Genomic DNA, 23,988 nt, shown 5'->3' on the forward strand with positions numbered 1-23,988 from the left:
CAGGAAGACACCCATGAGCAGCAACAGACCACGCGGTCCGCGGCCGCACCGTAAGATCCGGCAGGAGACCGGGCCGAACCATTTGCTCGATTGCCGAATCTACGGGATGGCGATGGCGGAATATGTCGGCCCTTCGCGGCTCCGCCTGGATTAATGGGCGCGGCTCGCGCGCGAACGCAGCGTGCCGCCTGTCGTCGCCGAGCTCGACCTGCTTGCGCCGGCGCCAATCAAGATTGCCACAAAGCCTGCGCTTGTCGGGCGTGCAATGCCGGCACGCGGACGGCGCGTTCTATCACGAGGGATATGAAAAGATGGCTAGAGCGCAGCGGCTGCCGCGCTCTTCGAACGGCGGTATCCCGCTTATCGCCCGGCGGCAGATTTTCGGATTCGTCTGGGATTTTCGGCTGCGTTCTGAGCTGGACGGAGTACAACAACGCAACGAGGGTCGCTCCCCGACGAGGGAGCTGTGGTTTCCGAAGAGCGACGTCTTGTTATCTCGTCCTCGATTTCTTTGACTAATGTGAGGAGTTCGGGACCGTTCATTTCCTCCGCGGCACGCCGGCAGCGCACCATGATCGTTGGCTGGGTCTTCGAGCGAGGCTTGGCACGATTTTGCATTTCGTCGTCTCCGATCCAATTCAAGGCGAAAGCATGTCCGCTCTCAGTCGCGAATACGGGCGAAAGGCCGCAGCCAGATTGTTGCGGCCTTTTGCCGGAGAGGTATCAGTCGCTGATCGAAGATAAGACCCCAGTTGTTTCGGATTGCAAATCAAGATCGATCCATTAGTACGCGGGTGAACCAACAAGGTGCATACTGCGACAACATGGCGCGTGGCGACCGCTCCTCTGTTGCTGAATGGCCAAACGTTGATGAGCGAGTTTTGTCCTAAGAGGCAACCTAGTCGATGGCCCTCGCGAGAATGGCACCAAACGCCCCGATCACGCAGCGGCTGACGCCGGCGCAATATTCTGATTCATCCGGAAGAAGTTTGTTGGGTCGTACTTGGCTTTGATTGCTGCAAGCCGGCGAACCTTCTCAGCGCCATAAGAGCCTCTGAGCCCGTCGATGCCCTCGTCGCCGATATAGTTGATATAGGATGAGTTGGCCAAGAAGGGCCGCATCGCGTCGAAGAATTCGCGCGTCCATGTGATGTTTCGTTCTGCTTCGGACGGGTCGGACCAGGCGGACGTCACCAGGAAGTTGAAGGGCCAACTGCGGTGACCGAAAGCGGTCGCGGATTCTGGCACCCGGCTCATGGCGCCACCGTTGTGTTCCAGAACCACAACGGTGTGCTGCGAGGGCACGCGAGAAAAGTGAGCAGTCACCACGTCGATGGCCGCGTCGCTCAATTTCTCCATGTAACTGGATTTCCAGTAGCCATGTAGGCCGGGCGGCCAAAGAAAATCGGCCATCCGCTGGGCCTGATTGTAAGGCATCGGCTGAAAAAAATCGGCGACTGGCGGGCCGTATGAACGGAAATTCCCCAAGACCTTCTCGCCTTCTTTCACCGACCCCGAGTAGACACCGCCCATCCCGAGCACCGGCTTAGCTCGCAACTCCGGTGGTCCTGATGGATCGTCCGGAAAGTGAAACAGCAACGCACCCTGGGTGAGCTTGTCGGGCGACGTCGCCTCGAAGTCTCGCCAATGACGCAGCGCATCGCCCGCCGTTTTGGCTGGATGCAAAACGACTCCGGCCAGCACTGTCCCTGTGGGATGCACCCGAAACTCAAATGAAGTTACAACACCGAAATTGCCGCCGCCCCCGCGGATGGCCCAGAACAAGTCCTCATTTTGGGACGAGCTGGCCGTCACAATGCGACCGTCAGCAAGCACAATCTGTGCGGACAACAGATTATCCAGCGCGAGCCCGTGCTCGCGCACAAGCCATCCGAGGCCGCCCCCGAGTGTCAGGCCGCCGATGCCGGTTATCGATACGAAGCCCCCTGTGGCCGCGAGATCATGGGGCTGGAGCGCGTCATTTACTTCGCCCCAGGTGAGCCCCGCCCCTGCGCGAACCGTGCGCGCCGCCGGGTCCACCTGAATGTCCTTCATGAGAGACAGATCGATTACGATACCGTCATCGCAAACAGCGTATCCCGCGACGTTGTGACCCGTGCCACGCACGGAAACCACGACGCCATGCTGACGCGCAAGGTTGACAATTTGCGTCACATCCTCAGGACTGCGGCAGCGGGCGATTAGGGCCGGCCGTCGGTCGATCACGACGTTAAACACCTTTCGCGCGGCGTCATAATCCGGATCGCTGGGCGTCAGCAGCTGGCCACGAAAGTCATTTTTCAAATGGCCAATGTCAATGTTGGGGGCTGCAATCATCGCAGGTTCTCCGTCGGTCTGGGCGTTGGTTCGGCGCTCACTTGCTGCAGCGCGATCGTCCCGTGCCCCCGGTGCGGGAATACTGTGATCCGAAAAAACGTATGGCGTAGAAAACGCATGGCGTAGAATTTGTGTTCCGGCGAATTTTGGCATCGGCGGAAATGTCGCAGGTAAGAGCTGACGACATCGCCTGGGGTCATGAGCGACAAAACTCACCCTGAGCATAATGGATCTGCTTTCTGGTCTGTAGCAACCAGTTGAGCCTATGTGTGGCGTTTCCCTCTCTCGGAAATACTAGCAGGAGCAGCCAGCCATGGCGGGCATCACGCTTGTCGCCGCCGCCTCGATGGCCGGCAGCATTCCGGTGGAAATGGCAGTCCGGATATTGATCTGAACTGGAGTTTCAATCTGTTCGGTATGAATCTGCTGGTGGCGGCCTTTGCGATCTCGCAAAACCTCTCGGCGGTGACGCTTTCGCAAGTTGCACAGTCGCTGGCGAGCGCCCCTGTTGTGGGTGCGCCCGAATGCCGAAGACTGATTTGCGCAGTCGATCCCCGGCGCGCCAGCCCGATCGCGTCGATGTTCCTGCGATACTATGATCTCCCGCAAGCCCATGCCGGCGAGCTCGCGCCCGCGGAGCTCGATGCGGTCTCACAACATCTTTTCGACCCTTCGGTGCTGATGCTCGGAGCCCGCGGCGATGTCGCCGAGGAAGCTCGCACGCGCGGCCTCGCCGCGCGCGCCTCGAAACCCTCAAGGCCGACATCCTGGCTCAGCTGGACAGCCCGGCGCTGTCCCTCTGTCAGCCGCGCACCGGGTCAGCCCTCGCACAATCCAGTTGCTGCTCGAGCAGGCCGGCATCACCTATAGCGACTTCGTGCTGGAGCAGCGGTTGCTGCGGGCCGATCCGCTGCTGCGAAATCCCGTCATGCGCACGCGCAGGATCATCGAGATCGCGCATCTGGCGGGATTCCACGACGTATCCTATTTGCACCGCGTGTTTCGCCGCCATTTCGGGCAGACGCCGGACGACGTGCGAAGGCTCGCCGACGACCCCGGCTAGCGAAACTTCGCCCTGCCGGGCCGCGCGGGGCCTCACGTCCCGAAATTCTTCTGGATCGCCTTGTCGAGCGTCTCGCCGCCGACGAAGCGCTGGCGCAGCTCGCGCTTCAGCAACTTGCCGCTCGGATTCTTCGGCAGGCTGTCGACGAAGATGACGCGCTTGGGCACCTTGAAATGCGCCATCTGGCCGGCGCAGTGCTTGATGACGGCGTCCTCGTCCAGCTTCTCGCCGCTCTTGACCACGACGATCGCAGTCACCGCCTCGATCCAGCGCGGATCGGGCAGGCCGACGACGGCGACCTCGGAGACCCCTGGGATGCGGTAGACCATCTCTTCGACCTCGCGGCTCGCGACGTTCTCGCCACCGGTCTTGATCATGTCCTTGACGCGATCGACCACGGTGATGTGGCCCTCTTCATCGACGGTGGCGAGATCGCCGGAATGAAACCAGCCGCCGGAGAACGCTGCCGCCGTCTTCACCGGATCGTTGTAGTAGCCGGACAGCAGATGCGGCGAGCGGTGAACGATCTCGCCGACCTCGCCGACCTCGACGTTCTCCATCGCCGCGTTGACCACGCGCGTTTCGACATTGAGCACGGGCTTGCCGGCCGAGCCGGCCTTGCGCAGCTGGTCCTCCGGTCGCAGCACGGTCGCGAGCGGCGCGATCTCGGTCTGGCCGTAGAAATTCCAGAACTTGACGTTGGGCAGGCGGCGCTGAAGTTCGAGCAGCACTTCCACCGGCATGATCGAGGCGCCGTAATAGCCCTTCTGCAAGGTCGACAGATCTGTCGTGTCGAAATTCGGCGAGCGCAGCATCGCGATCCAGATCGTCGGCGGCGCGAAGAAGGACGTGATCCTGTGCGCCTGGATCAGCGCCAGGATGTTGTCGGCGGTCGGCTTGCCCGTGACCACGCCAGAGGCGCCGAGATAGATTTGCGGCCCCAGGAAGACATCCAGCTGGGCGCAATGATAGAACGGCAGCGCGTGCAGAAACTTGTCCTCCGCGCTCATGCCGCCGTCGATGATGCAGCTGACATACTGCCACATCACGGCTTCGTGGGTCAGCATCGCGCCCTTGGGCAGGGATTCCGTGCCGCTGGTGTAGACGATCTGCGCGAGATCGCGGCTGTCGACCGATGCGTCCAGGAACGAGCCGTCGGGATAGAGAAGATCGTCGAAGGTGGTGAGGTCGGCCGGAGCCGTCGCGGGATCTTCGCCCGGCAGCCAGATCATCTTCTCGACCGCACAATCCTTCGCGCTTGCGGCCTTCGCCGGCTCGACGAAATCGGGCCCGGTCGCGAGCAGTTTTGCGCCGGAGCTCTTCAGGATGAAATTGATCTCGTCCGGGTTGAGCATGAAGTTGATCGGCACCAGCACCGCGCCGATCCGCGCCACCGCGAAGCGCAGCGCGGCGAAGGCGTGCGAATTGCGCGAGAGCACGGCGACACGGTCGCCCTTCTTGACGCCGAGCCCGAGCAGACCGCGGCCGAGCCGGTTGCAGATCGCGTCCATCTCGGCAAAGCTCCAGCTCACATCGCCGCAGCTCACCGCGAGCTTGTTCGGCTCGCGGCCCGCCGACCGGCGCAGGAGATCGCCGATGGAATGCTCGCGCGCTTTCGAGATGGTGGCTGCGATGTCGCCGGTCATGTGTCCCTCCGCGTGATGTCTTTATTGGCTGGATTTCTTGGCTGAAATCTTGCGTCTTGTTGTGCAGTGTTATCTTCGCCGAGCCGCTTGCGCGTGCTCCATGTACATGTGCTCGACCGAACGATCGAGCGAAGCGATCTTCTCGAAGCCGCGGCGCCAGTCCTGCAAGTGCCGGCGCGTCCACAGCACGCCGGCCTCGCGGTCGCGGCGGCGGATCGCGTCGATGAGATGGCGGTGCGCGGCGACGAGACGCGGGCCGCCTTCGGCCACACCCGTCACGATCATCTCGGTGGTCGGATAGAACAATTGCGCCGCCGGCTCGCGCGCAAGCTGGAGCACGCGGTTCTGCGAGGCCTTGGCCACCAGCACGTGGAATTCGGCGTCGCATTCGGCGAGCGCCGCGGGACTACCGACCACGGCTTCGCTGCGCACGAGATTGTCGTCGAGCTCGACGAGATTCGCGTCGGTCGCGCGCTCGACGGCGCCTTCGATGCTGGCGACCTCCAGCGTCATCGAGGCCTCGTAGAGCTCGCGGAAGGTGACCTCGTGCAGCACCAGCGCGCGGCTGAGACGGCTGGCGAGCTTGCTGTAGCGCGGCAGGCAGGCGTGCAGGCGGCGCGAGGAATCGCGGCGGATCAGCCCGCCCTCCTCCAGCACGCGGATGCCCTCGCGAATGGTCGAGCGATTCACGCCGAACTGGCGGACCAGATCGTGCTCGGTGCCGATGGGATCGCCCGGCTTGATGCGGCCATTGACGATCTCGCGCTCGATGGCGTCAGCCACCTTCTGATAGGCCGGCGCGACATCGATCGGGCGAAACAGCGGCGCTAAAGGCAATTTGGCCCCCAATGGCGTTTGTCGGACAAACTATAGGACCAGTCCGAAAGCACGTCAAACCCTGTCAATCGTGCCGCACGCGCAGCAAATTGACTCCTGCGGAACCGACCTCTAACTTTGTCGGACAAAGGGACAGAATAGCCCCGCATAAGAGGAAACGTATCCATGAGACCTATCGCAGCACTCGCGTCTGCGGCCGGCTTGCTGTCGGCTGCCCTGATCATCCCCGCGTCCGCCCAGCAGGCCCCGCTCAAGATCGGGGTGCTCTCCGACTTCTCCTCGGTCTATTCCGACATCGGCGGCATGGGGAATGTCGAGGCGACCAAAATGGCGATCGAGGATTTCGGCGGCAAGATGTTCGGCAAGCCGATCGACATGGTCTCGGCCGACGTGCTCAACAAGCCCGACGTCGCCTCGACCATCGCCCGCAAATGGTGGGAGACCGAGGGCGTCGACATGATCATCGACCTGCCGACCTCGGCCACCGCGCTCGCGGTGATGGAGCTGTCGAAGCAGTACGAGAAGATCATGATCGTGACGGACGCGGCGAGCTCCGACATCACCGGCAAGTCCTGCTCGCCCTACACGGCGCACTGGACCTACGACACCTACGCCAACGCGCACACCGTCGGCAGCGCCATCGTCAAGAACGGCGGCGACACCTGGTTCTTCCTGACCGCGGACTACGTGTTCGGCCATTCGGTCGAGCGCGACACCGGCGATGTCGTGAAGGCCGCCGGCGGCAAGGTGCTCGGCAGCGTCAAGCACCCGCTCAACACGGCGGACTTCTCGTCCTTCCTGCTGCAGGCCCAGGCCTCCAAGGCCAAGATCATCGGTCTCGCCAATGGCGGCGGCGACACCATCAACGCCATCAAGCAGGCCGGCGAGTTCGGCATCGTCGCCGGCGGCCAGAACCTGGCTGCGATCGTGATGTTCATCTCCGACGTGCACAGCCTGGGACTGAAGCTCGCGCAGGGGCTGATCATCACAGAGGCGTACTACTGGGACCTCAACGACAGGACCCGCGCCTTCGGCAAGCGCTTCCTGGAGCGCGTCAAGCGCATGCCGACGATGAACCAGGCCGCGACCTACAGCGCGACGCTGCATTACCTCAAGGCCGTGCAGGCCGCCGGCACGAAGGACACCAAGACGGTGATGGCCAAGATGCGCGAGCTTCCGGTGAAGGATGCCTTCACCGACAACGGCGTATTGCGCGAGGACGGCCGCATGGTGCACAGCATGTATCTGTTCCAGGTCAAGAAGCCCGAGGAATCGAAGGGCCCGTGGGACTACTACAAGATGCTCGCCGAGGTCCCTGCCGATCAGGCGTTCCGGCCGCTGAAGGATGGCGGCTGCCCGCTGGTGAAGTGAGACGGCCCGGATCGAGCCGACAGTCATTCCGGTCAGCAAGACTCGCTCGTCCGCTCGACCAATCCGGCGGACGGGCGATGATGGGAGGCGCAGGCCCAAATAGAGGCAGGACACCTCGCGCCGCGGTCTGATCTGCATCAAGTTGCGGTGCAAAATTCGCTGCAATGTTGAGTTCGCCCTTTCCGCGCGATCAGCGGCTGGGCGTTCGGACCTCAACAGTGGGCGCCGCCGCACGGCGTTATAAACAGATGAATTTCACACCGGGTCGCGTCGTCGCCGCGCTCGCCATCCTGCTCGCGGGCGGCGGCTACTACTATTGGCAGCACCGCGATGCCAACACGCTGCCACCGGGCTTTGCCCGCGGCAACGGCCGCATCGAGGCAGTCGAGATCGACATCGCCACCAAGACGCCGGGGCGAATCCGCGAGATCCTGGTCAACGAAGGCGATTTCGTCAGCGCGGGCCAGGTTCTGGCACGCATGGACACCGAGCAGCTGCAGGCCCAGCGCCGCCAGGCCGAAGCGCAGCTCCAGCGCGCGACGATCAATGTCGAGACCGCGAAGAGCCTGGTGAACCAGCGCGAGGCCGAACGCAAGGCCGCCGAAGCCGTGGTCGACCAGCGCATCGCCCAGCTCGACACCACGAGCCGCAAGCTCGACCGGTCCGAACAATTGATCAGGACGAGTGCGGTGTCCCAGCAGGTCCTGGACGACGACCGCGCCGCCAACGCCACAGCGAAGGCGGCGCTCGCCGCCTCCCAGGCCCAGGTCGCAGCATCGGAAGCCGCAATCAGCTCCTCCCGCGCCATGGTGATCGATGCCGGCGCGGCGGTCGACGCGGCAAAGGCCGCGATCGAAAGCATCAACGCCGACCTCAACGACAGCGTGCTGAAGGCGCCGCGCGACGGCCGCGTGCAGTATCGCGTGGCGCAGCCCGGCGAGGTGCTCGCTGCCGGCGGCCGCGTCCTCAACATGGTCGATCTCGGCGACGTCTACATGACGTTCTTCCTGCCGACGGCCGATGCCGGCCGCGTCGCGATCGGCGCCGAGGTCCGTCTGGTGCTCGATGCCATCCCGCAATACGTGATCCCCGCAAAGGCCACCTTCGTCGCCGACGTCGCGCAATTCACGCCCAAGACCGTAGAGACCGAGGAAGAACGTCAGAAGCTGATGTTCCGCATCAAGGCGCATATCGCGCCAGACCTGCTGCGCCAGCACATCGAACACGTGAAGACCGGCCTGCCCGGAATGGCCTATGTGCAGCTCGATCCGGCCTCGCAATGGCCCGACAATCTCAAGATCAAGCTGACGAGATGAGCACGACCATCGCAGCCGAAGCACCGGCTGCCGTCGGCAGCGTGGTGCATCTGGAAGGCGTAGGCCTGAGCTACGGCAAGACCCGGGCGCTCGAATCCATCACGCTCGACCTGCCGTCCGGCTGCATGGTCGGGATGATCGGCCCCGACGGCGTCGGCAAATCGAGCCTGCTCGCCCTGATCGCGGGCGCGCGCGCGATCCAGGAGGGTCGTATCCACGTGCTCGGCGGCGACATGGCGAGCGCGCGCCACCGCCGCAACGTCTGCCCTGATATCGCCTACATGCCGCAGGGCCTCGGCAGGAATCTGTATCCGACATTGTCGGTGTTCGAGAACATCGACTTCTTCGGTCGCCTGTTCGGACACGACAAGGCGGAGCGGAACAGGCGCATTGCCGGCCTGCTGCGCGATACCGGGCTCACGCCCTTCGCCGACAGGCCCGCTTCAAAGCTCTCCGGCGGCATGAAGCAGAAGGTCGGCCTGTGCTGCGCGCTGATCCACGATCCCGAGCTCCTGATCCTGGACGAGCCGACCACCGGCGTCGATCCGCTGTCGCGGCGCCAGTTCTGGGAATTGATCGCCTCGATCCGCGACAGCCGGCCCGGCATGAGCGTGATCGTCTCGACCGCCTACATGGAAGAAGCCGCGCAGTTTGACGTCCTGATCGCGATGAACGCCGGACGCGTGCTCGCGACCGGAACGCCCACCGAACTCAAGCGGCAGACCGGCGCCGATACGCTCGATGACGCCTTCATCCGTCTGTTGCCCGAGGCCGAGCGCAGCAACCACAGCAATGTCGTCATCCCCCCGCGCGGCCAGGATCACGAGGAGATCGCGATCGAAGCCGACCACCTGACCCGGCGGTTCGACGGTTTCGTCGCCGTCGACGACGTCAGCTTCCGCATCAGGAAGGGTGAGATCTTCGGCTTTCTCGGCTCTAACGGCTGCGGCAAGACCACGACCATGAAGATGCTGACCGGCCTCCTGCCCGTGAGCGAAGGCACCGCGCGGCTGTTCGGCAAGACCATCGATGCCGGCGACATGTCGGTGCGGCGGCGCATCGGCTACATGTCGCAGGGCTTCTCGCTCTATTCCGAGCTCACAGTCGCGCAGAATCTCCATCTGCATGCACGCCTGTTCGAGCTGCCGGCGGACACCATCGCCGCGCGCATCGACGAGATGATCGCCCGGTTCGATCTCGCCGATGTCGTCGACGCCCTGCCCGATGCCTTGCCGCTCGGGCTGCGGCAGCGGCTGTCGCTGGCGGTCGCCATGATCCATGCGCCCGACATCCTCATCCTCGACGAGCCGACGTCCGGCGTCGATCCGGTCGCCCGCGACCGCTTCTGGCAGATCCTGGCCGAGCTCTCCCGCAAGGACAACGTCACCATCTTCGTCTCGACTCATTTCATGAACGAGGCGGAGCGCTGCGATCGGATCTCGCTGATGCACGCCGGCAAGGTGCTGACGTCGGATACGCCCGCCGCGATCGTGGCCGCGCGCGGCACCGCCACGCTGGAGCAGGCCTTCATCGCCTGCCTGGAAGAGGCGATCGCCGACACGGCGGATGCAGCGCCTCCGCCGGCAGCCGCATCCCCCGCGCCGGCCGAGACGTCGGCGCCGCCGCGTAAGCACAGCGCCGCGTTCAATCCGACGCGCATGCTCGCCTATTCCCGTCGCGAGGCGCTCGAGCTACGGCGCGATCCGATCCGCGCCACGCTCGCGATCCTCGGCAGCGTGCTGCTGCTGTTCGTGCTCGGCTACGGCATCAGCATGGACGTCGAGAACCTGACCTTCGCCGTGCTCGACCGCGACGACAGCACGATCAGCCGCGACTACAGCCTTCAGATCGCGGGCTCGCGCTATTTCACCGAGAAATCCCCGATCACCGATTACGCCGAACTCGACCGCCGCATGCGCGCCGGCGAGATCGGCCTCGCCATCGAACTGCCGCCGGGCTTCGGCCGCGATGTCAGCCGCGGCCGCCATGTCGAGATCGGCGCCTGGGTCGACGGCGCCAATCCGACGCGGGCCGAGACGCTGCGCTCCTATGCCCAGGCGATCCACGCGACCTGGCTCGCGCAGAAAGGCCGCGAGCTCTATGGCGATGCGGCGATCGCCGGGTCCTATCAGCTCGCGCTGCGTTACCGCTATAATCCGGACGTCCGGAGCGTCGTCGCCATGGCGCCAGGCATCATTCCGCTGCTGCTGATCATGATCCCTGCGTTGCTCGCAGCACTCGCGGTCGTGCGTGAGAAGGAGCTCGGCTCGATCGTCAATTTTTACGTCACACCGGTGACGCGGCTGGAGTTCCTGCTCGGCATCCAGCTGCCCTATGTGGTGCTGGCCTTTGCCAACTTCCTGCTGCTGGTCGGCTTTGCACTCACCGTCTTCCGCGTGCCTTTCACCGGTAGCTTCCCGACCTATGCGGCTGCCGCGCTGCTCTATGTCACGGCCACCACCGGCATGGGGCTGGTGATCTCCTCGTTCATGAAGAGCCAGATCGCCGCGCTGTTCGGCACCGTGCTGATCACGCTGATTCCCGCGATCCAGTATTCCGGCCTGATCGATCCGGTCTCCTCGCTGCAAGGGGTGGGCAAGATGATCGGTCTTGTCTATCCGACCAGCTATTTCGTGACCATCTCGCGCGGTACGTTCTCGAAGGCATTGGGATTCGCCACGCTTCACGACGAGCTCTTGGCGCTCGCCGTCATGATCCCGGTCCTGGTCACCGCAGGTGCGCTGCTGCTGAAGAAACAGGCCCGCTGACCATGCATCTTGGCAACTTGCTACAGCTCGGAATCAAGGAATTGCGCGGACTGGCGCGCGACCCGGTATTGCTCGTGCTCATCGCATATTCCTTCACGTTTTCGGTCTATGAGGGTGCCAACACGCTGCCGGAGACGTTGAACCGCGCTGCGATCGCCATCGTCGACGAAGACCATTCGCCGGTCTCGACTCGCATCGGGATGGCGTTCACCGCACCGTACTTCTCCACGCCTCGGCTGATCTCGCAATACGAGATGGACCGACGGATGGATGCCGGCCTCGACACGTTTGCCCTCGACATCCCGCCGGACTTTCAGCGCGACCTCCTGGCGCGGAAGGCGCCGACGATCCAGCTCAACGTCGACGCGACGCGCATCTCACAGGCCTTCAACGGTGGCGGTTATGTCGAGCAGATCGTCAACGCCGAGATCGCGGAGTTCCTGGCGCGCACCCGCGAAGCTCAAACACCGCAGATCGACCTCGCGCTACGTGCTCGTTTCAATCCGGAGCTGAAGAGGTCCTGGTTCGGCGCGATCGACCACCTCATCATGTCGATCACCATGCTCTCGATCATCCTGACCGGCGCGGCGCTGATCCGGGAGCGCGAGCACGGCACGATCGAGCACCTCCTGGTGATGCCGGTGACGCCGCTCGAGATCATGGTGAGCAAGGTCTGGTCGATGGGAGCCGTGGTGCTGGTCGCCTCGGCGCTGTCGATCGCCTTCGTCGTCAAGGGATGGCTGGCGGTCACGATCGACGGCTCGGTGGCGCTGTTCCTGGTCGGGGCGGCGCTGCAGCTCTTCGCCACCACCAGCATGGGCATCTTCCTCGCCACCGTCGCCGGGTCGATGCCGCAGTTCGGACTGCTGCTGATCATGATCCTGCTGCCGCTGCAGACCCTGTCGGGCAGCATGACGCCGCGGGAGAGCATGCCGCAATTCGTCCAGGACATCATGCTGGCGGCGCCTAACACGCATTTCGTGATGCTGGCGCAGGCGATCCTGTTCCGCGGCGCGGGTCTGGAGGCGGTGTGGCCGCAGCTTGCTGCGCTCGCCGTGATCGGCAGCGTCTTCTTCGTGATCGCGCTGCGCCGGTTCCGCGCGTTCCTGGCGTGACGCGCGAGGGCTTCGCTTCAACAGGAGCGAAAACAACCCCATGCACAGTAGCGATCCCTTTGTTTCAGCTGCGAAATTTATTTGACGCGTCGGGCAAGATCGTGCCTGCGCCGGCGCTGTCGCCAGCCTGACCGGGAGCCGGCTCAGCTGAGCCGATCGTCCCGGGCGACCATCTCGTTCAGCATCGCCTCGGCCTTGTGCTTCAGCGGCAGCGCGCCGCTTTCGGAAGCGATCGCAATGGCGCCGCGCAGAGCGACGAGGATGGCGGCCTTGTTCGCCGCATCCGATGGCGACGTCACGACGGCCTCGCCGAACAGGGCCTCGGCCTCGAGGCCTGAAAACCCCTGCTGGCGCGCGGTGTTGCGGGCCTCGCGCAGCATGTTCTGCGCGGCCCTGACATCGCCGAGGCGGTGGGTGGCGAGCGCCAGATAGATCGAGCTGCGCAGCACCGCCGAGGTATAGCCGACCCCCCTCGCCTCCTCGCGCGCCTCCGTCAGCATGCCGCGCGCCCGGTCGAACAGCCCCTGCTCCAGATAGGCGATGCCGAGATGACAGGCCAGCACCGGCACGAACAGCCGAATGCCGTGCTTCTGCGCCAGGACGAAGCCGTCCTCGAGGATGGCAGCAGCGGCCGCCGGATCGTTCTGCCCGAGCTTCAGCCAGCCGCCGCTATAGGCGGCGGCGACGCGGTCATAGGGGCGGCCGGTCTCCTCGGCGATTGCGGCGGCTTCGCGCTGGAGCTGCTCGGCGGCATCGAGCTCGCCCATGACGGTGTGGGTGAAGCTCTTCATCATGCAGCAGAGCAGGAGCAAGGAGCGCGGGGTCGTGCCGATCGGGGCACTCGGCGCGGAGCCCGCGAGATGGGCCCGGGCGGAGGCCAGCATTTTCTCGGCGGCGTGGTAACGACCGGCAAGAAAATACGCCTGCCCAAGCCCGTATTGCGCGAGATTGCGCCAGCCGGAATTGCCCGAGCTTTCCGCCAGATGCACGACGGCTTCGCCGATTGCGACCGCTTCGAGCGGCGTTCCATAGAAGTTCTGAGCACCCGCTCTCATCGTCATGGCCGCGATCTTGCGTCCGGTGTCGTTGATCGCATCGGCTCGCCGTTCGGCCTCGCTTCCCAGGTCCAAGGCTTCGGCCACGCGCCCAGATCCGGCATAGGCCAAACGAGCCTCCATCCGGAGGTCGATAGCGTCCGCCTCTCTCGCGTGTGTCACAGGGGTCTTGTCGAGCGCTTCCATCGCGATCTCGAAATAATCGACCGCCTCGGCATAGGCTGAGCGAGCCAGGCATCGTCGCGCAGCGCTCCTGCCATGCTGAAACGCCTTCTGCCAATCCTTCGCCCTCGTTGCGTGATAACAGAGCGTGTCCGGCCCGTCGGCCCATGCTTCCTCGCCCTCGAGAGCCGCGAGAATGATGGCATGGATACCTTCGCGCACCTTTTCGACCATCGAATCGTAGGTCACCTGCCTGACCATCTCGTGCCGGAATTCGAGCGAGTCCTCCAACTCGCTATCGATCCTGACGAACAGCTCGGCCCGGTCGAGCGCGGTGAGGCAATCCTGCAGGACGTCTTCCGGCAACGAAGCTACTTTTCGCAGCAGGGCCTGATTTGCCCGGGGGCCAAGCGCCGCCGCGATCTGGAGAAGCGATCGCTCCTGTCGCGACACCCGATCAAGCCGCGCCGCGATCACCCCTTGAATGCTGCTGGGGATGCCGAGCTCGTCGACAGGACGCGCGAGAGAAAGGTCGCCCCACTGTCCAAGCAGCATGCCGCTATCCTTCAGACTGCGGCAGACTTCCTCGATGAACAGCGGAACGCTGGCCGTATGAGAGATAATCCGGCTCTTCAACTCTGAGTTCGTCGTGGCGGGGCCAAGTATCTCCGCGAGCATGGCAAGGCCCGAATCATCGTCGAGAGGCCGCATGGCCACGATTTCCGCGTGACACCGCGCGATCCACACCGGCATTCCATTGGGCCGCGTCGTCAGCAGCACGAGCAAATTGGGGCATTGCAGGGTGGAGAGAGTGGCCACGACCGCCTCGCTGGCCCGGTCGATCCAGTGCAGATCCTCGATCAGCAGGATCGTACGCTGGCGCCGGGCGACGCTCTCGACGAGAGAGCAGCTTGCGTCTGCAATGGCGCGGCCGCGGGCGTGAGGCTCCAATTCGTCCCATTGCGGATCGGAGATCGGCAGGTCCAGAATCGCATCGATGGCTCGCTGCTGCACCACAGGCAATGCGTCTCTGAGATTGTCCGGATCGCGCGCGGCCGCATCAAGTATCGACAGCAACAGGCGCTTGAGGGCGCTGTACGGCGCGCCCTGGAGATTCGGGCTGCACTCGGCGTCGACCAGCCGCCAGCCACCGGCCCGAAGGTCCTGTGCGAACTCATGTGCAAGGCGCGACTTTCCAATGCCGGCATCACCCGTCAGCAATACCGTTTGCCGGCCGGCGGCGACTCTCTCTGTGGCGCGCCACAGCAGCGCCCGCTCGGCCGCGCGATCGACGAATCGGGAAACACTGCGCGCGCGTCGGACCCGCCAGCTCGAAAGATCGCTTGCGCCCATGACGCGGTACACGGGCAGCGGATCGCCGAAGCCACGAAGCGCCTTGCGGCCCAGGAATTCAAAGCGGACATGCCCTTCCGCAAGCTTCTGGCATGCCTCCGACACGTAGATCTGGTTCGCCTCGGCCGCCGACTCCAGCCGCGCCGCCAGATGCTGGGCGGCACCGCCGATCTCGTAAACCTTGGAAAATTCGCTGGCGACCATATAGGCCACCACGTGGCCCGAATGGAGGCCGACCCGAACCTGAAGTCCGGGATCGCCCAGACTGGCGACACGCCGGACAAGCTCGATCGCGGCGTGGCAGGCCAGGGGCGCATGGTTGTCATCGGCGATGGGCGCGCCGAATACTGCGGCGACCCCGTCACCCAGCTCCTTGCTAACGATGCCGCCGAACTGGCGCACTGCGCCTCGCATCGCCGCGAGAGCCGGTTCGAGACGCGACACCGCTTCTTCAGGCTCCAACTCAGCGACCAGTCCCGTGGAATCGACGACGTCGGCGCGCAGAATGGTCACAAATCGTCGCTCGCTGTCGGGGTCAACGCGCTCGCGAACCGCCGCTCCGCACTTGGAGCACCAGCTATCGCCCGGACCAATCGCCGACTGACACGCGAAGCAATGCATTCCAGCGCCTTCAACGAACTACCGCGGCAGTCCAGCTCCAACGCCCGCGAGGCGTTTGGTCTACATTACCCATAGAGGAATGCATGGCAATTGGGCTGGCGGGATATGCGATGTTATCCGGATCGCGGCTCTCTGGACGAAGCGCAACGTCGGATGGTAGCGTGCCTGCACACAACAATTTGTGTGATCGGCAGCGGCGCGCTGCCCGTTTCGGGCGGCCGGCGACAGGTTTCGACAAACAGACATCTCGGGGAAAGAGGCGATGGCCGGACTGGTATATAGCGGCAAGGCATTTCGAGACTTGATGAACAGAAATTATTATCCCTTGGCGAACATGAAAAAGAGCGTCGCCAAGCTCAAGGCATCGGAGGACATCGACCTGCCGACCCTGGAATACGGTCAGTACCACCTGATCCTGAACCCACCCTCGAAGTGGCCGCAGGGAAGCGCCAAGTACTGGCACAAGGAAAAGGGCCGCGCCCGCGTCGACCTCAGCACCCAGCCGAACACGGTCCCGCTGTCCAGGGACGAGCCGGGCGTGATCCCGCTGACGCGATGCGATCTGCTCGATGCCTGCGTCCGCAAATGCTTCAACTCCGAGCCGCCGATCCCGATGAAGACCAACATCATCACGCACAAGGCCAGCGACGCCTATGCCCACCGGCACGAGATCCGGCTGGAGTGGGAGTACAAGAAGGGCTCGGACAAGCCGACGCTGCTCAATCTGACGATGGTCTGCCCGTACCGATCCTGATTGGAAAGATTCCACTCTGTAGACGAAAATCATCGTCGCCCGCGCGCTCCAGACCCGCGGACGTTTTGTCCGCCGGCGCCGTGACGTGGTCTCACCCATCTCACATACGGTCACGGGCCTGTCGCACGAAGATGATCCGCTACATCGAGGTGACGGCCGCGGGCGAAGAGGTCGACATCAACCACGGGCTGGTCGAACAGGGCTTTGCCTATCCCACGTTCTACTCCTCGATGACGAGGACGAGATCAGGGCTTTCTTTGCGCTGGCCAAGACCGCGCGCACCAGGAAGCTGCCGGTCTGGAAGCATCTCGCGAAGACGATCCCCGCCTTCGACTTCGACCTGTCCGAGCCCAAGGCCGGCGAGACCGGCGTGCTCGCAACCGACAAGGGCCCGGTGATCCCGCCCAAGCTCTACCGCCGCTACGCCAACTGGTCGGCGCGCAAGAAGGCCAAGGTGACGAGCCAGAATTTCCAGAAGTTCCTGGGCGAAGGCTCCGGCGGCAAGCCCCGACACCTGCTACGAGACCGGCGACTTTCTGCAAAACGGCGTGCACGCGGCGACGCCAAGGAATTTTGCGGTGTTCGTCGAAGGCGGGAGGACGATCAAGTTTCAGCCGGAGGGGCTGGTGTTCGGAGAGGCGCCGTCGACGCTGGTCGGGGCGGATGGGAAGGTGGTTGCAAGGTTCTGAGCCCCGCATTCCACCAACACAAAAATGGCTGGCTCTACACTCAGGCAGCAGCCCGTGATGCGGCGCGGCGGGTGGGCTTGTGGCGGATAACTACGTCCACCCGATAGTTAAGTCGATCCAGGCATCGAACGATCCTGTCGATCGAGAACTTTCCGACACGCCCGGTGACCAATGCAGATACATCGGGTTGCTTAAGGCCCAGCAGTTCGGCAGCCCTCGTCTGAGTCAGCTTGCGACGCTTGATGATCGCACGAAGCTCACGAACAAGTTTCGCTTTGAGGAGCTCTTCCTCGGGATTGGCAAAGCCAAGGTCAGCGAAAATGTTGTCGCTGCCTGCGGTTGCTTTGATAGCCTTGCTCATTTCCTGCCGCCTCTTCCGTAGTTCTCTTGGTAATGGGCCTCGGCTGCCTTCAACCGGGTCTGAATTACCGAGATGTCATGCCTCGGAGTTTCGATCCCCTTCTTCGAAGCGTACGGTGTAGACGGCCCGATAAGTATCGCCATCTTCATCGTCGACGACCTCCAGCACACTCCGGCCGCCGAAGCCCTTTAAGGCCTTGGCACGAGGATGCTCCCCGCCGTTCTGTGCATCGTTGATCGCAAACCCCATGACGCGACGAACCTCATCCGGGAAAGCCCGTAAATCGTCCTTCGACGATCCGATCCAAACTACGGGCTTCTCTGTGGTCATTTTAGCTTATAGCACTACTGCTATAATTTTTCAAGGGTTTCCTGACAGGCCTACAAATGGCTGATTTCCGGCACTGGCGGTCGACGACTCCTTAGACAATGTCGCCAGGCGTACTTTTTGATGGCCTCGATCTTGTGAATACGGTGACAGTGCTGGACTAGCACTGTCACCGGAACTCTAAAGGTGTGTACCCACCGCGCCTGGGACTTGCGCCAGGCGGCTGCTCTACTGCTTGGGGGCGGCCGCTATAGTCCCTTCGGACATACGACGGCCCGCACCGTTAGTCGGCTCCCGGTGCCTTGCACGTCGTTTTCGACACTATCTGGATTTTTACAGCGCCGCTCTGGGTCGAATACCAGACAGACGAGCGTGTCTAGCCCGCAACAGCCAAGGATGATCGGCTACACGTAGCGTTCGATTGTCTCCGTCGACGTTCGGTCCACCAGATCTTAGCCTCAGGTGAAATAGCTTCCCATCGAACCAGTGAACGAACCAGAAGCCATCGAGCCGCTCGCGCTCAGGTTTTACGTCTCTGGGGTCCGGCAAAGTACGAATAATGACATCGACAAATTCGGGCAGTTCGACTTCAAATCCGTTCGTAACGAGCGGGTGAGCTTGAGCAGCTTGATAGGGCATGAAAATCCCGTAGTGAGGGTTGCGGCATCAGTACGGGCCTCAAATTGAGCTTGCTCCGTGCAACCGCGATTCTTGCCCATCAATTTTTACACTGCAGGTTGCGGAGAACAATCAAAGAACTCCGAACTTCCCTGACTGCATGTGCCAATCATGTGCCATGTAGAAAATTGTAAGGCAGGGCAATCGACCGAAAGAATTTCGGTTAACTTGCTGATAATAAAGGGATAAAAGCGTAGTTTCTGGCAAAGCGCGGGAATCGCCTGCAAAACATGAAAAAGCCCGCCAGAGGCGGACTTTTTCAGTTTAAAATCAAACATTTAGCTTGGTTGCGGGGATAGGATTTGAACCTATGACCTTCAGGTTATGAGCCTGACGAGCTACCGGGCTGCTCCACCCCGCGTTAAACACTTGCGCGCCTTCAGTTAAATCCCGGGGACGGTCGGTTGAGGCCGGCGCTGTTCGCGCGGCTTGCTTCTTCCGTCCCAAAGGCTTCCTTGGAAGGCAACCCTTGAGGGCAAAGCCCGTCGGGTGCGAGGCGTATGTATCAAGGCGGGCTGGCTTTGGAAAGGGCCGCGGGAACGTTTTTTTCGACTTTATGACAGGGGGATGGACGAATTTCCGCTGCGTTCCGCGCGCTCTTGCCAGAAGTTCCGCAAAGCGCCAGCTTGCGGCAACAAGATTAAGGCTGAAACGCCGGTCAAGGGAGGAAATGCCGTGGACAAATCCCTGACGAGCGCCCCGCTGCGGGCCCTCGAAGAGGCCTTCCACACCATGCGCGCGCGGTCGCGGGACGAGCCGGCGCCTGACCTCGCCCGGCGGCTCGACCGGCTGGCACGGCTGCGCGGGGTGGTCGCGGACAATGAAGAGCGCTTCCGGCAGGCGATCTCGGCCGATTTCGGCCACCGCTCGGCGATCGAGACCACCATCACCGAGACCATGCTGCTGTTCTCCGAGATCCGGCATGCCACCAAGCACCTCAAGGCCTGGATGACGCCGCAGCGCATCGCCACCGCGCTGCAATTCCTGCCCGCGCGCAACCGGCTGATGCCGCAGCCGCTCGGTGTCGTCGGCGTCATCGCGCCCTGGAATTACCCGCTCCAGCTCACGCTCGCGCCCGCGATCGGCGCGATCGCGGCCGGCAACCGCGTCATCATCAAGCCGAGCGAGCTCGTGCCGCACTTCGCGGCGCTGCTCCGGGACGCGGTCGCGCAGCGATTCGACGCCGCGGAGGTGCTGGTCACCGGCATCGAGGACGAGGTCGCCAAGGGCTTTGCCAGCCTGCCGTTCGATCATCTCCTGTTCACCGGCTCAACGCGGGTCGGACGGCTGGTCGCGGAGGCCGCGGGACGCAATCTCACGCCGGTCACGCTCGAGCTCGGCGGCAAGTCGCCTGCGATCATCGACGCCTCGGCCGATCTCGATGAGGCGGCCGAGCGCATTGCCTACGGCAAGCTGCTCAATGCCGGGCAAACCTGCATCGCGCCGGACTATGTGCTGGTGCCGGAGAATTCGGTGCAGGCCTTCGCCGAGAAGGTGCGCGCGCAGATGCGGCGCATGTTCGGCACCGATCCCGCCAACAAGGACTACACGTCGATCATCTCGGACCAGCACTACGTGCGGCTCGAAGGCCTCGTCGCCGATGCGGCGCAACGTGGCGCAAAGATCCTGCAGCCGGCAAAGCCCGACGACCCCAACTGGAAGGCGCACCGCAAATTCCCGCCGACGCTGATCTCTGGTGCGACCGAAGCAATGGCGGCGATGCATGAGGAGATCTTCGGCCCCGTGCTGCCGGTGCTCGGCTATCGCGACCCGGCGGAGGCGATCGCTTTCGTCAACGCCCGCGATCGGCCGCTGGCGCTGTACTGGTTCGGCAGCGACCAGAGCGCGCGCGACGAAGTGCTGGCGCGCACCGTCTCCGGCGGCTTCACCATCAACGACTGCCTGTTCCACTTCACGCAAATCAACCAGCCGATGGGCGGTGTCGGCGCCTCCGGCACCGGCGCCTATCACGGCGAATGGGGCTTCAGGACGTTCAGCAAGCTGAAGCCGGTGTTCTATCGCTCCAGGTTCAACCGCCTCGCCGATCTCTATCCGCCCTATGGCGGCAAGATCGCGCGGCTGGAGAAGTTGATGCGGTTCATGTCGTAGATCGTCGAACAGCGTCATTGCGAGGAGCGCAGCGACGAAGCAATCCAGACTGTCACCGTGGAAAGATTCTGGATTGCTTCGCTTCGCTCGCAATGACGAAGAAGAAGACTATGGGGGAAACAAGTGACTGATACATTCGATTTCGTCGTCGTGGGCGCGGGCTCGGGCGGCTGCACTGTCGCAGGGCGGCTGTCGGAGGATGCGGCGACATCCGTGGCACTGCTCGATGCCGGCGGGCCTTGCGACAACTGGGTCGTGACCACGCCGGGCGCACTGGTGCTGATGGTCGCCGGCAACGTCAACAACTGGGCCTTCAACACCGTGCCGCAGAAGGGGCTGAACGGCCGCATCGGCTATCAGCCGCGCGGCAAGGGTCTCGGCGGCTCCTCCGCGATCAACGCCATGGTCTATATCCGCGGCCACCGCGCCGACTACGACCACTGGGCTTCGCTCGGCATCACCGGCTGGTCGTACGCAGACGTGCTGCCCTATTTCAAGCGGTCGGAGAACAACGCCGATTTCGACGGCGAATATCACGGCAAGGACGGCCCGCTCTTCGTCAACAAATTGCGCTCCGGCAATCCGGTGCAGCAGATCTTCCTGCAGGCGGCGCGGGAGGGGCAATTCCGCATCCGCGAGGATTTCAACACTGACGACCATGAAGGCCTCGGCATCTACCAGGTGACGCAGAGGAACGGCGAGCGCTGGAGCGCGGCGCGAGCCTATGTCCATCCGCACATGGGCAAGCGCGCGAACCTGCGCGTCGTGACGCAGGCGCATGCCACGCGCATCCTGTTCGAGGGCAGGCGCGCGGTCGGCGTGGAATACCGCCAAGGCAAGGAATTGAAGCAGTTTCGCGCCCGGCGTGAGGTGATCCTGGCCGCCGGCGCGTTCCAGTCGCCGCAGCTCCTGATGCTGTCGGGCATCGGCGATGCCGCCGCGCTTCGCGGGCACGGCATCGCAAGCGTGCATCATCTGCCGGGCGTCGGACAGAACCTGCAGGACCATCCCGACTTCATCTTCGGCTACATGTCCGACAGTCCCTATTTCTCCGGCATCTCGCTGAAGGGTATGCCGCGGCTGATCCGCGCCATCCTGCAATATCGGCGGGAGCGCCGCGGCCCCCTCACCTCCAATTTCGCCGAATGCGGCGGCTTCCTGAAGACGCGGCCCGATCTCGACATTCCCGACATCCAACTGCATTTCGGCATGGCGATGGTCGACGACCACGGCCGCAAGCGCCATAAGGGCACCGGCTTCTCCTGCCATGTCTGCCTGCTCCGGCCGAAGAGCCGCGGCAGCGTTTCGCTCGCCAGCCTTGATGCGATGCAGGCGCCGCTGATCGACCCGAACTTCCTCGGGCACGAGGACGATCTCGAGACCATGGTCGCGGGCTTCAAGACCACGCGCCGCCTGATGGAGACGCCGGCGCTGCGCGCGCTGCAGACCCGGGACATGTTCACTGCGAACGTACGCAGCGACGACGATATCCGCGCCGTGCTGCGCGAACGCGTCGACACCGTCTATCACCCCGCCGGCACCTGCAAGATGGGCACGGATGCGCTTGCCGTGGTCGATCCGGCGCTGAAGGTGCACGGCGTGGGAGGATTGCGCGTGGTTGATGCCTCGATCATGCCGACGCTGATCGGCGGCAACACCAATGCGCCGACGATCATGATCGGGGAGAAGGCGGCGGATATGATCAGCGGGGAGATGCGGTAGCCCTCTCTTCCGTCATTGCGAGCGCAGCGAAGCAATCCAGAATCCCTCCGCGGCAAGACTCTGGATTGCTTCGCTGCGCTCGCAATGACGATGCGGATGGAGCAGTAGCTGTACAGATCATCTCAACGCGCGGAGGCTACCCCTCACCCAGAATTTGCTCCCGCAAATTCCGGCCTCCCCCCGCACGCGGGGAGAGGCGAAGGGAAGCTCAATTCAGCAAGAAGCCGCCGTCCACCGTCACCACGCTCCCGGTCATGTACCGCGACGCGTTGGACGCCAGCAGCAGGATGGCGCCGTCGAGATCGGACTCGGCGCCGACGCGGCGCTGGGGGATGCGTTTGGCGAGGCGCTCGCCTGCCGGCGTCGACCAGAACGCATGGTTCATTTCGGTGTCGATATAGCCCGGCGCGAGCGCGTTGATGCGGATGTTCTGCCCGGCAAGCTCCAGCGCCATCGCCCTGGTCGCCTGGATGATGCCGGCCTTGGAGATCGCATAGGGCGAGACCGCCTTCAAGACGCCGGTGCCGAGCACGGATGCGATGTTGACGATGTTGCCTTCCTGCTTGCGCTCGATCATGCGGCGGGCGATTTCGGTCGCGAGGAAATAGGCGCCCTTGAGGTTGGCGCCGATCACGGCGTCCCAGTCCGCCTCGGTCTGCTCGGTCGCGAGCTTCTCGATGGCGATGCCGGCATTGTTGATCAGCACCGTGACGGGGCCGAGCGCGGCTTCGGCGGCGTCGACGGCCCTGGCGATCGAGGCCGTGTCGGTGACATCGAGCGCGACCCCAGCGGCGCGGCCGCCCTTGCCGCGGATCTCCTCCTCGAGGCTCTTCAGCTTGAAGGTCTGCCGCGCAGCCAGCGCGACGGATGCGCCATGCGCCGCCAGCACTCGTGCAAATTGCCGACCCAGCCCCTGGCTCGCGCCCGTGACGAGGATGGTTTCTTTACTGACGTCGAATAGGCCTGACATTGGCGATAACCCTTCACTTCTGGAGCCACCAATACAGACGATTTTAGCGATCTGAAACCGGAATGATCGGTTCGGCGTTCATTCGTCTCGTCAAGGCAGGGTTGCGCTCATGAACAGTTTCGATCTCGCCGTCTATGCCGCGCTCGCCGTCGCCGTCGGCTTCGGGTTCAGGACCGGCCTGCTCCGCAGCGCCATGACCATCCTCGCCTATCTTCTCGCTGCACCAATCGCGCTGGCGCTGATGCCGCTGATCGCACCGCAAATTGCCGGCAATCCAAACTCGCCGCTGCTGCAGAACTGGATCTGGTTCTTCGGCATCTTCGTGGTGGTCGGCATGCTGTTCGGCCATATCGGACGCATCGCGCTGAACGACACCATCGGCGAGGCGGGCATCGGCGACCGGCTCGGCGGCGCCGCGCTCGGCGCCATCAGGGTCGGCCTCGTCGCCACCACGCTGGTGCTGGTGTTCGACCAGATCGTGCCGGCCAACCGCGAGCCGCCCTTCCTCGCCGGCTCGCATCTGCGGCCGCTGTTCTCGGCCGCCGGCCAGATGGGCTTCAAGTCGCTGCCGCCGGAGGCGGCCTCCGCGATCGACCGCCTCAAGCAGGCGCGGCGCATCTGATCTGGCGCATTTGCATCGCAGCGTGGACGCGCATGCATTTTGGTGCGAGCCGATCCCTTATCAGCGGCGCAACAGTTGGCTAGAGTGCCGCCGTCCAAAACCTGCCTGACAT

The 23,988-nt window shown here is 63.6% G+C and carries 17 protein-coding genes and 1 tRNA gene; 10 read left to right on the forward strand and 8 right to left on the reverse strand.

Annotated elements, in window-relative coordinates; genetic code table 11:
• Nucleotides 1-939: 939 nt before the first annotated feature.
• Entirely contained in the window at nt 940-2,490 is a 1,551-nt protein-coding gene (locus XH87_RS20025) for an FAD-binding oxidoreductase (RefSeq protein ID WP_271588576.1), read from the reverse strand.
• A gap of 547 nt (nt 2,491-3,037) precedes the next feature.
• Between XH87_RS20025 and XH87_RS20030 the strand changes: the two genes are divergently transcribed.
• Nucleotides 3,038-3,400 carry a helix-turn-helix transcriptional regulator gene (locus XH87_RS20030; protein WP_271588577.1) on the forward strand — a complete coding sequence of 121 codons (363 nt, stop codon included), beginning with the start codon at nt 3,038-3,040 and terminating at the stop codon, nt 3,398-3,400.
• Nucleotides 3,401-3,432: 32 nt separating this feature from the next.
• Here XH87_RS20030 and XH87_RS20035 read toward each other — a convergent pair whose 3' ends face one another.
• Together XH87_RS20035 and XH87_RS20040 are read right to left on the reverse strand one after the other, a co-directional pair.
• Nucleotides 3,433-5,046, reverse strand: a complete 1,614-nt coding sequence (locus tag XH87_RS20035; RefSeq protein ID WP_271588578.1) for an acyl-CoA synthetase — start codon at nt 5,044-5,046, stop codon at nt 3,433-3,435.
• A 69-nt stretch (nt 5,047-5,115) separates the two neighbouring features.
• Nucleotides 5,116-5,883 (reverse strand): FadR/GntR family transcriptional regulator, encoded by a 768-nt coding sequence (locus XH87_RS20040; protein WP_035711206.1) that lies wholly within the window; start codon nt 5,881-5,883, stop codon nt 5,116-5,118.
• Between the two features lie 165 nt (nt 5,884-6,048).
• Between XH87_RS20040 and XH87_RS20045 the strand changes: the two genes are divergently transcribed.
• The 4 genes from XH87_RS20045 to XH87_RS20060 all read left to right on the forward strand — a co-directional run bounded on the left by XH87_RS20045 (nt 6,049) and on the right by XH87_RS20060 (nt 12,453).
• Nucleotides 6,049-7,254, forward strand: a complete 1,206-nt coding sequence (locus XH87_RS20045; RefSeq protein WP_271588579.1) for an ABC transporter substrate-binding protein — start codon at nt 6,049-6,051, stop codon at nt 7,252-7,254.
• A 248-nt stretch (nt 7,255-7,502) separates the two neighbouring features.
• On the forward strand, nt 7,503-8,570 hold the full coding sequence (locus XH87_RS20050) for an HlyD family secretion protein (protein ID WP_035711210.1): 1,068 nt from the start codon (nt 7,503-7,505) through the stop codon (nt 8,568-8,570).
• Nucleotides 8,567-11,338: a ribosome-associated ATPase/putative transporter RbbA gene (gene rbbA / locus XH87_RS20055; RefSeq protein WP_271588580.1), complete on the forward strand. Its 2,772-nt coding sequence runs from the start codon at nt 8,567-8,569 to the stop codon at nt 11,336-11,338. Before XH87_RS20050 ends, rbbA begins: the two co-directional genes overlap by 4 nt.
• Nucleotides 11,339-11,340: 2 nt before the next feature.
• Nucleotides 11,341-12,453 carry an ABC transporter permease gene (locus tag XH87_RS20060; protein ID WP_271588581.1) on the forward strand — a complete coding sequence of 371 codons (1,113 nt, stop codon included), beginning with the start codon at nt 11,341-11,343 and terminating at the stop codon, nt 12,451-12,453.
• Between the two features lie 143 nt (nt 12,454-12,596).
• Here XH87_RS20060 and XH87_RS20065 read toward each other — a convergent pair whose 3' ends face one another.
• Nucleotides 12,597-15,644, reverse strand: a complete 3,048-nt coding sequence (locus XH87_RS20065; RefSeq protein ID WP_271588582.1) for an ATP-binding protein — start codon at nt 15,642-15,644, stop codon at nt 12,597-12,599.
• Between the two features lie 262 nt (nt 15,645-15,906).
• Between XH87_RS20065 and XH87_RS20070 the strand changes: the two genes are divergently transcribed.
• Together XH87_RS20070 and XH87_RS20075 are read left to right on the forward strand one after the other, a co-directional pair.
• A complete protein-coding gene (locus XH87_RS20070; protein WP_271588583.1) occupies nt 15,907-16,398 on the forward strand; it encodes a hypothetical protein in 492 nt (163 codons plus the stop codon).
• An 85-nt stretch (nt 16,399-16,483) separates the two neighbouring features.
• Entirely contained in the window at nt 16,484-17,194 is a 711-nt protein-coding gene (locus tag XH87_RS20075; protein ID WP_271588584.1) for a hypothetical protein, read from the forward strand.
• Here XH87_RS20075 and XH87_RS20080 read toward each other — a convergent pair.
• From XH87_RS20080 to XH87_RS20090, 3 genes are all read right to left on the reverse strand, one after another.
• Nucleotides 17,128-17,448 (reverse strand): helix-turn-helix domain-containing protein, encoded by a 321-nt coding sequence (locus tag XH87_RS20080; RefSeq protein WP_271588585.1) that lies wholly within the window; start codon nt 17,446-17,448, stop codon nt 17,128-17,130. The genes XH87_RS20075 and XH87_RS20080 overlap by 67 nt on opposite strands.
• A gap of 75 nt (nt 17,449-17,523) precedes the next feature.
• The gene (locus tag XH87_RS20085) at nt 17,524-17,778 is read right to left on the reverse strand and encodes a type II toxin-antitoxin system RelE/ParE family toxin (RefSeq protein ID WP_333909183.1); all 255 of its coding nucleotides are present in this window, start codon (nt 17,776-17,778) and stop codon (nt 17,524-17,526) included.
• A 959-nt stretch (nt 17,779-18,737) separates the two neighbouring features.
• Nucleotides 18,738-18,814: transfer RNA gene (locus XH87_RS20090), tRNA-Met, on the reverse strand.
• Between the two features lie 314 nt (nt 18,815-19,128).
• Here XH87_RS20090 and XH87_RS20095 point away from each other — a divergent pair.
• Together XH87_RS20095 and XH87_RS20100 are read left to right on the forward strand one after the other, a co-directional pair.
• On the forward strand, nt 19,129-20,562 hold the full coding sequence (locus XH87_RS20095; protein ID WP_271588586.1) for a coniferyl aldehyde dehydrogenase: 1,434 nt from the start codon (nt 19,129-19,131) through the stop codon (nt 20,560-20,562).
• 123 nt (nt 20,563-20,685) lie between these two features.
• Nucleotides 20,686-22,284, forward strand: a complete 1,599-nt coding sequence (locus XH87_RS20100; RefSeq protein WP_271588587.1) for a GMC family oxidoreductase — start codon at nt 20,686-20,688, stop codon at nt 22,282-22,284.
• 208 nt (nt 22,285-22,492) lie between these two features.
• Here XH87_RS20100 and XH87_RS20105 read toward each other — a convergent pair whose 3' ends face one another.
• Nucleotides 22,493-23,254: an SDR family oxidoreductase gene (locus XH87_RS20105; protein WP_271588588.1), complete on the reverse strand. Its 762-nt coding sequence runs from the start codon at nt 23,252-23,254 to the stop codon at nt 22,493-22,495.
• A 109-nt stretch (nt 23,255-23,363) separates the two neighbouring features.
• Here XH87_RS20105 and XH87_RS20110 point away from each other — a divergent pair, with 109 nt between their 5' ends.
• Nucleotides 23,364-23,876, forward strand: coding sequence for a CvpA family protein (locus tag XH87_RS20110; RefSeq protein ID WP_271588589.1), 513 nt, complete (start codon nt 23,364-23,366; stop codon nt 23,874-23,876).
• Nucleotides 23,877-23,988 lie beyond the last annotated feature (112 nt).

Source organism: Bradyrhizobium sp. CCBAU 53415, from assembly GCF_028128735.1.
GTDB lineage: Bacteria > Pseudomonadota > Alphaproteobacteria > Rhizobiales > Xanthobacteraceae > Bradyrhizobium.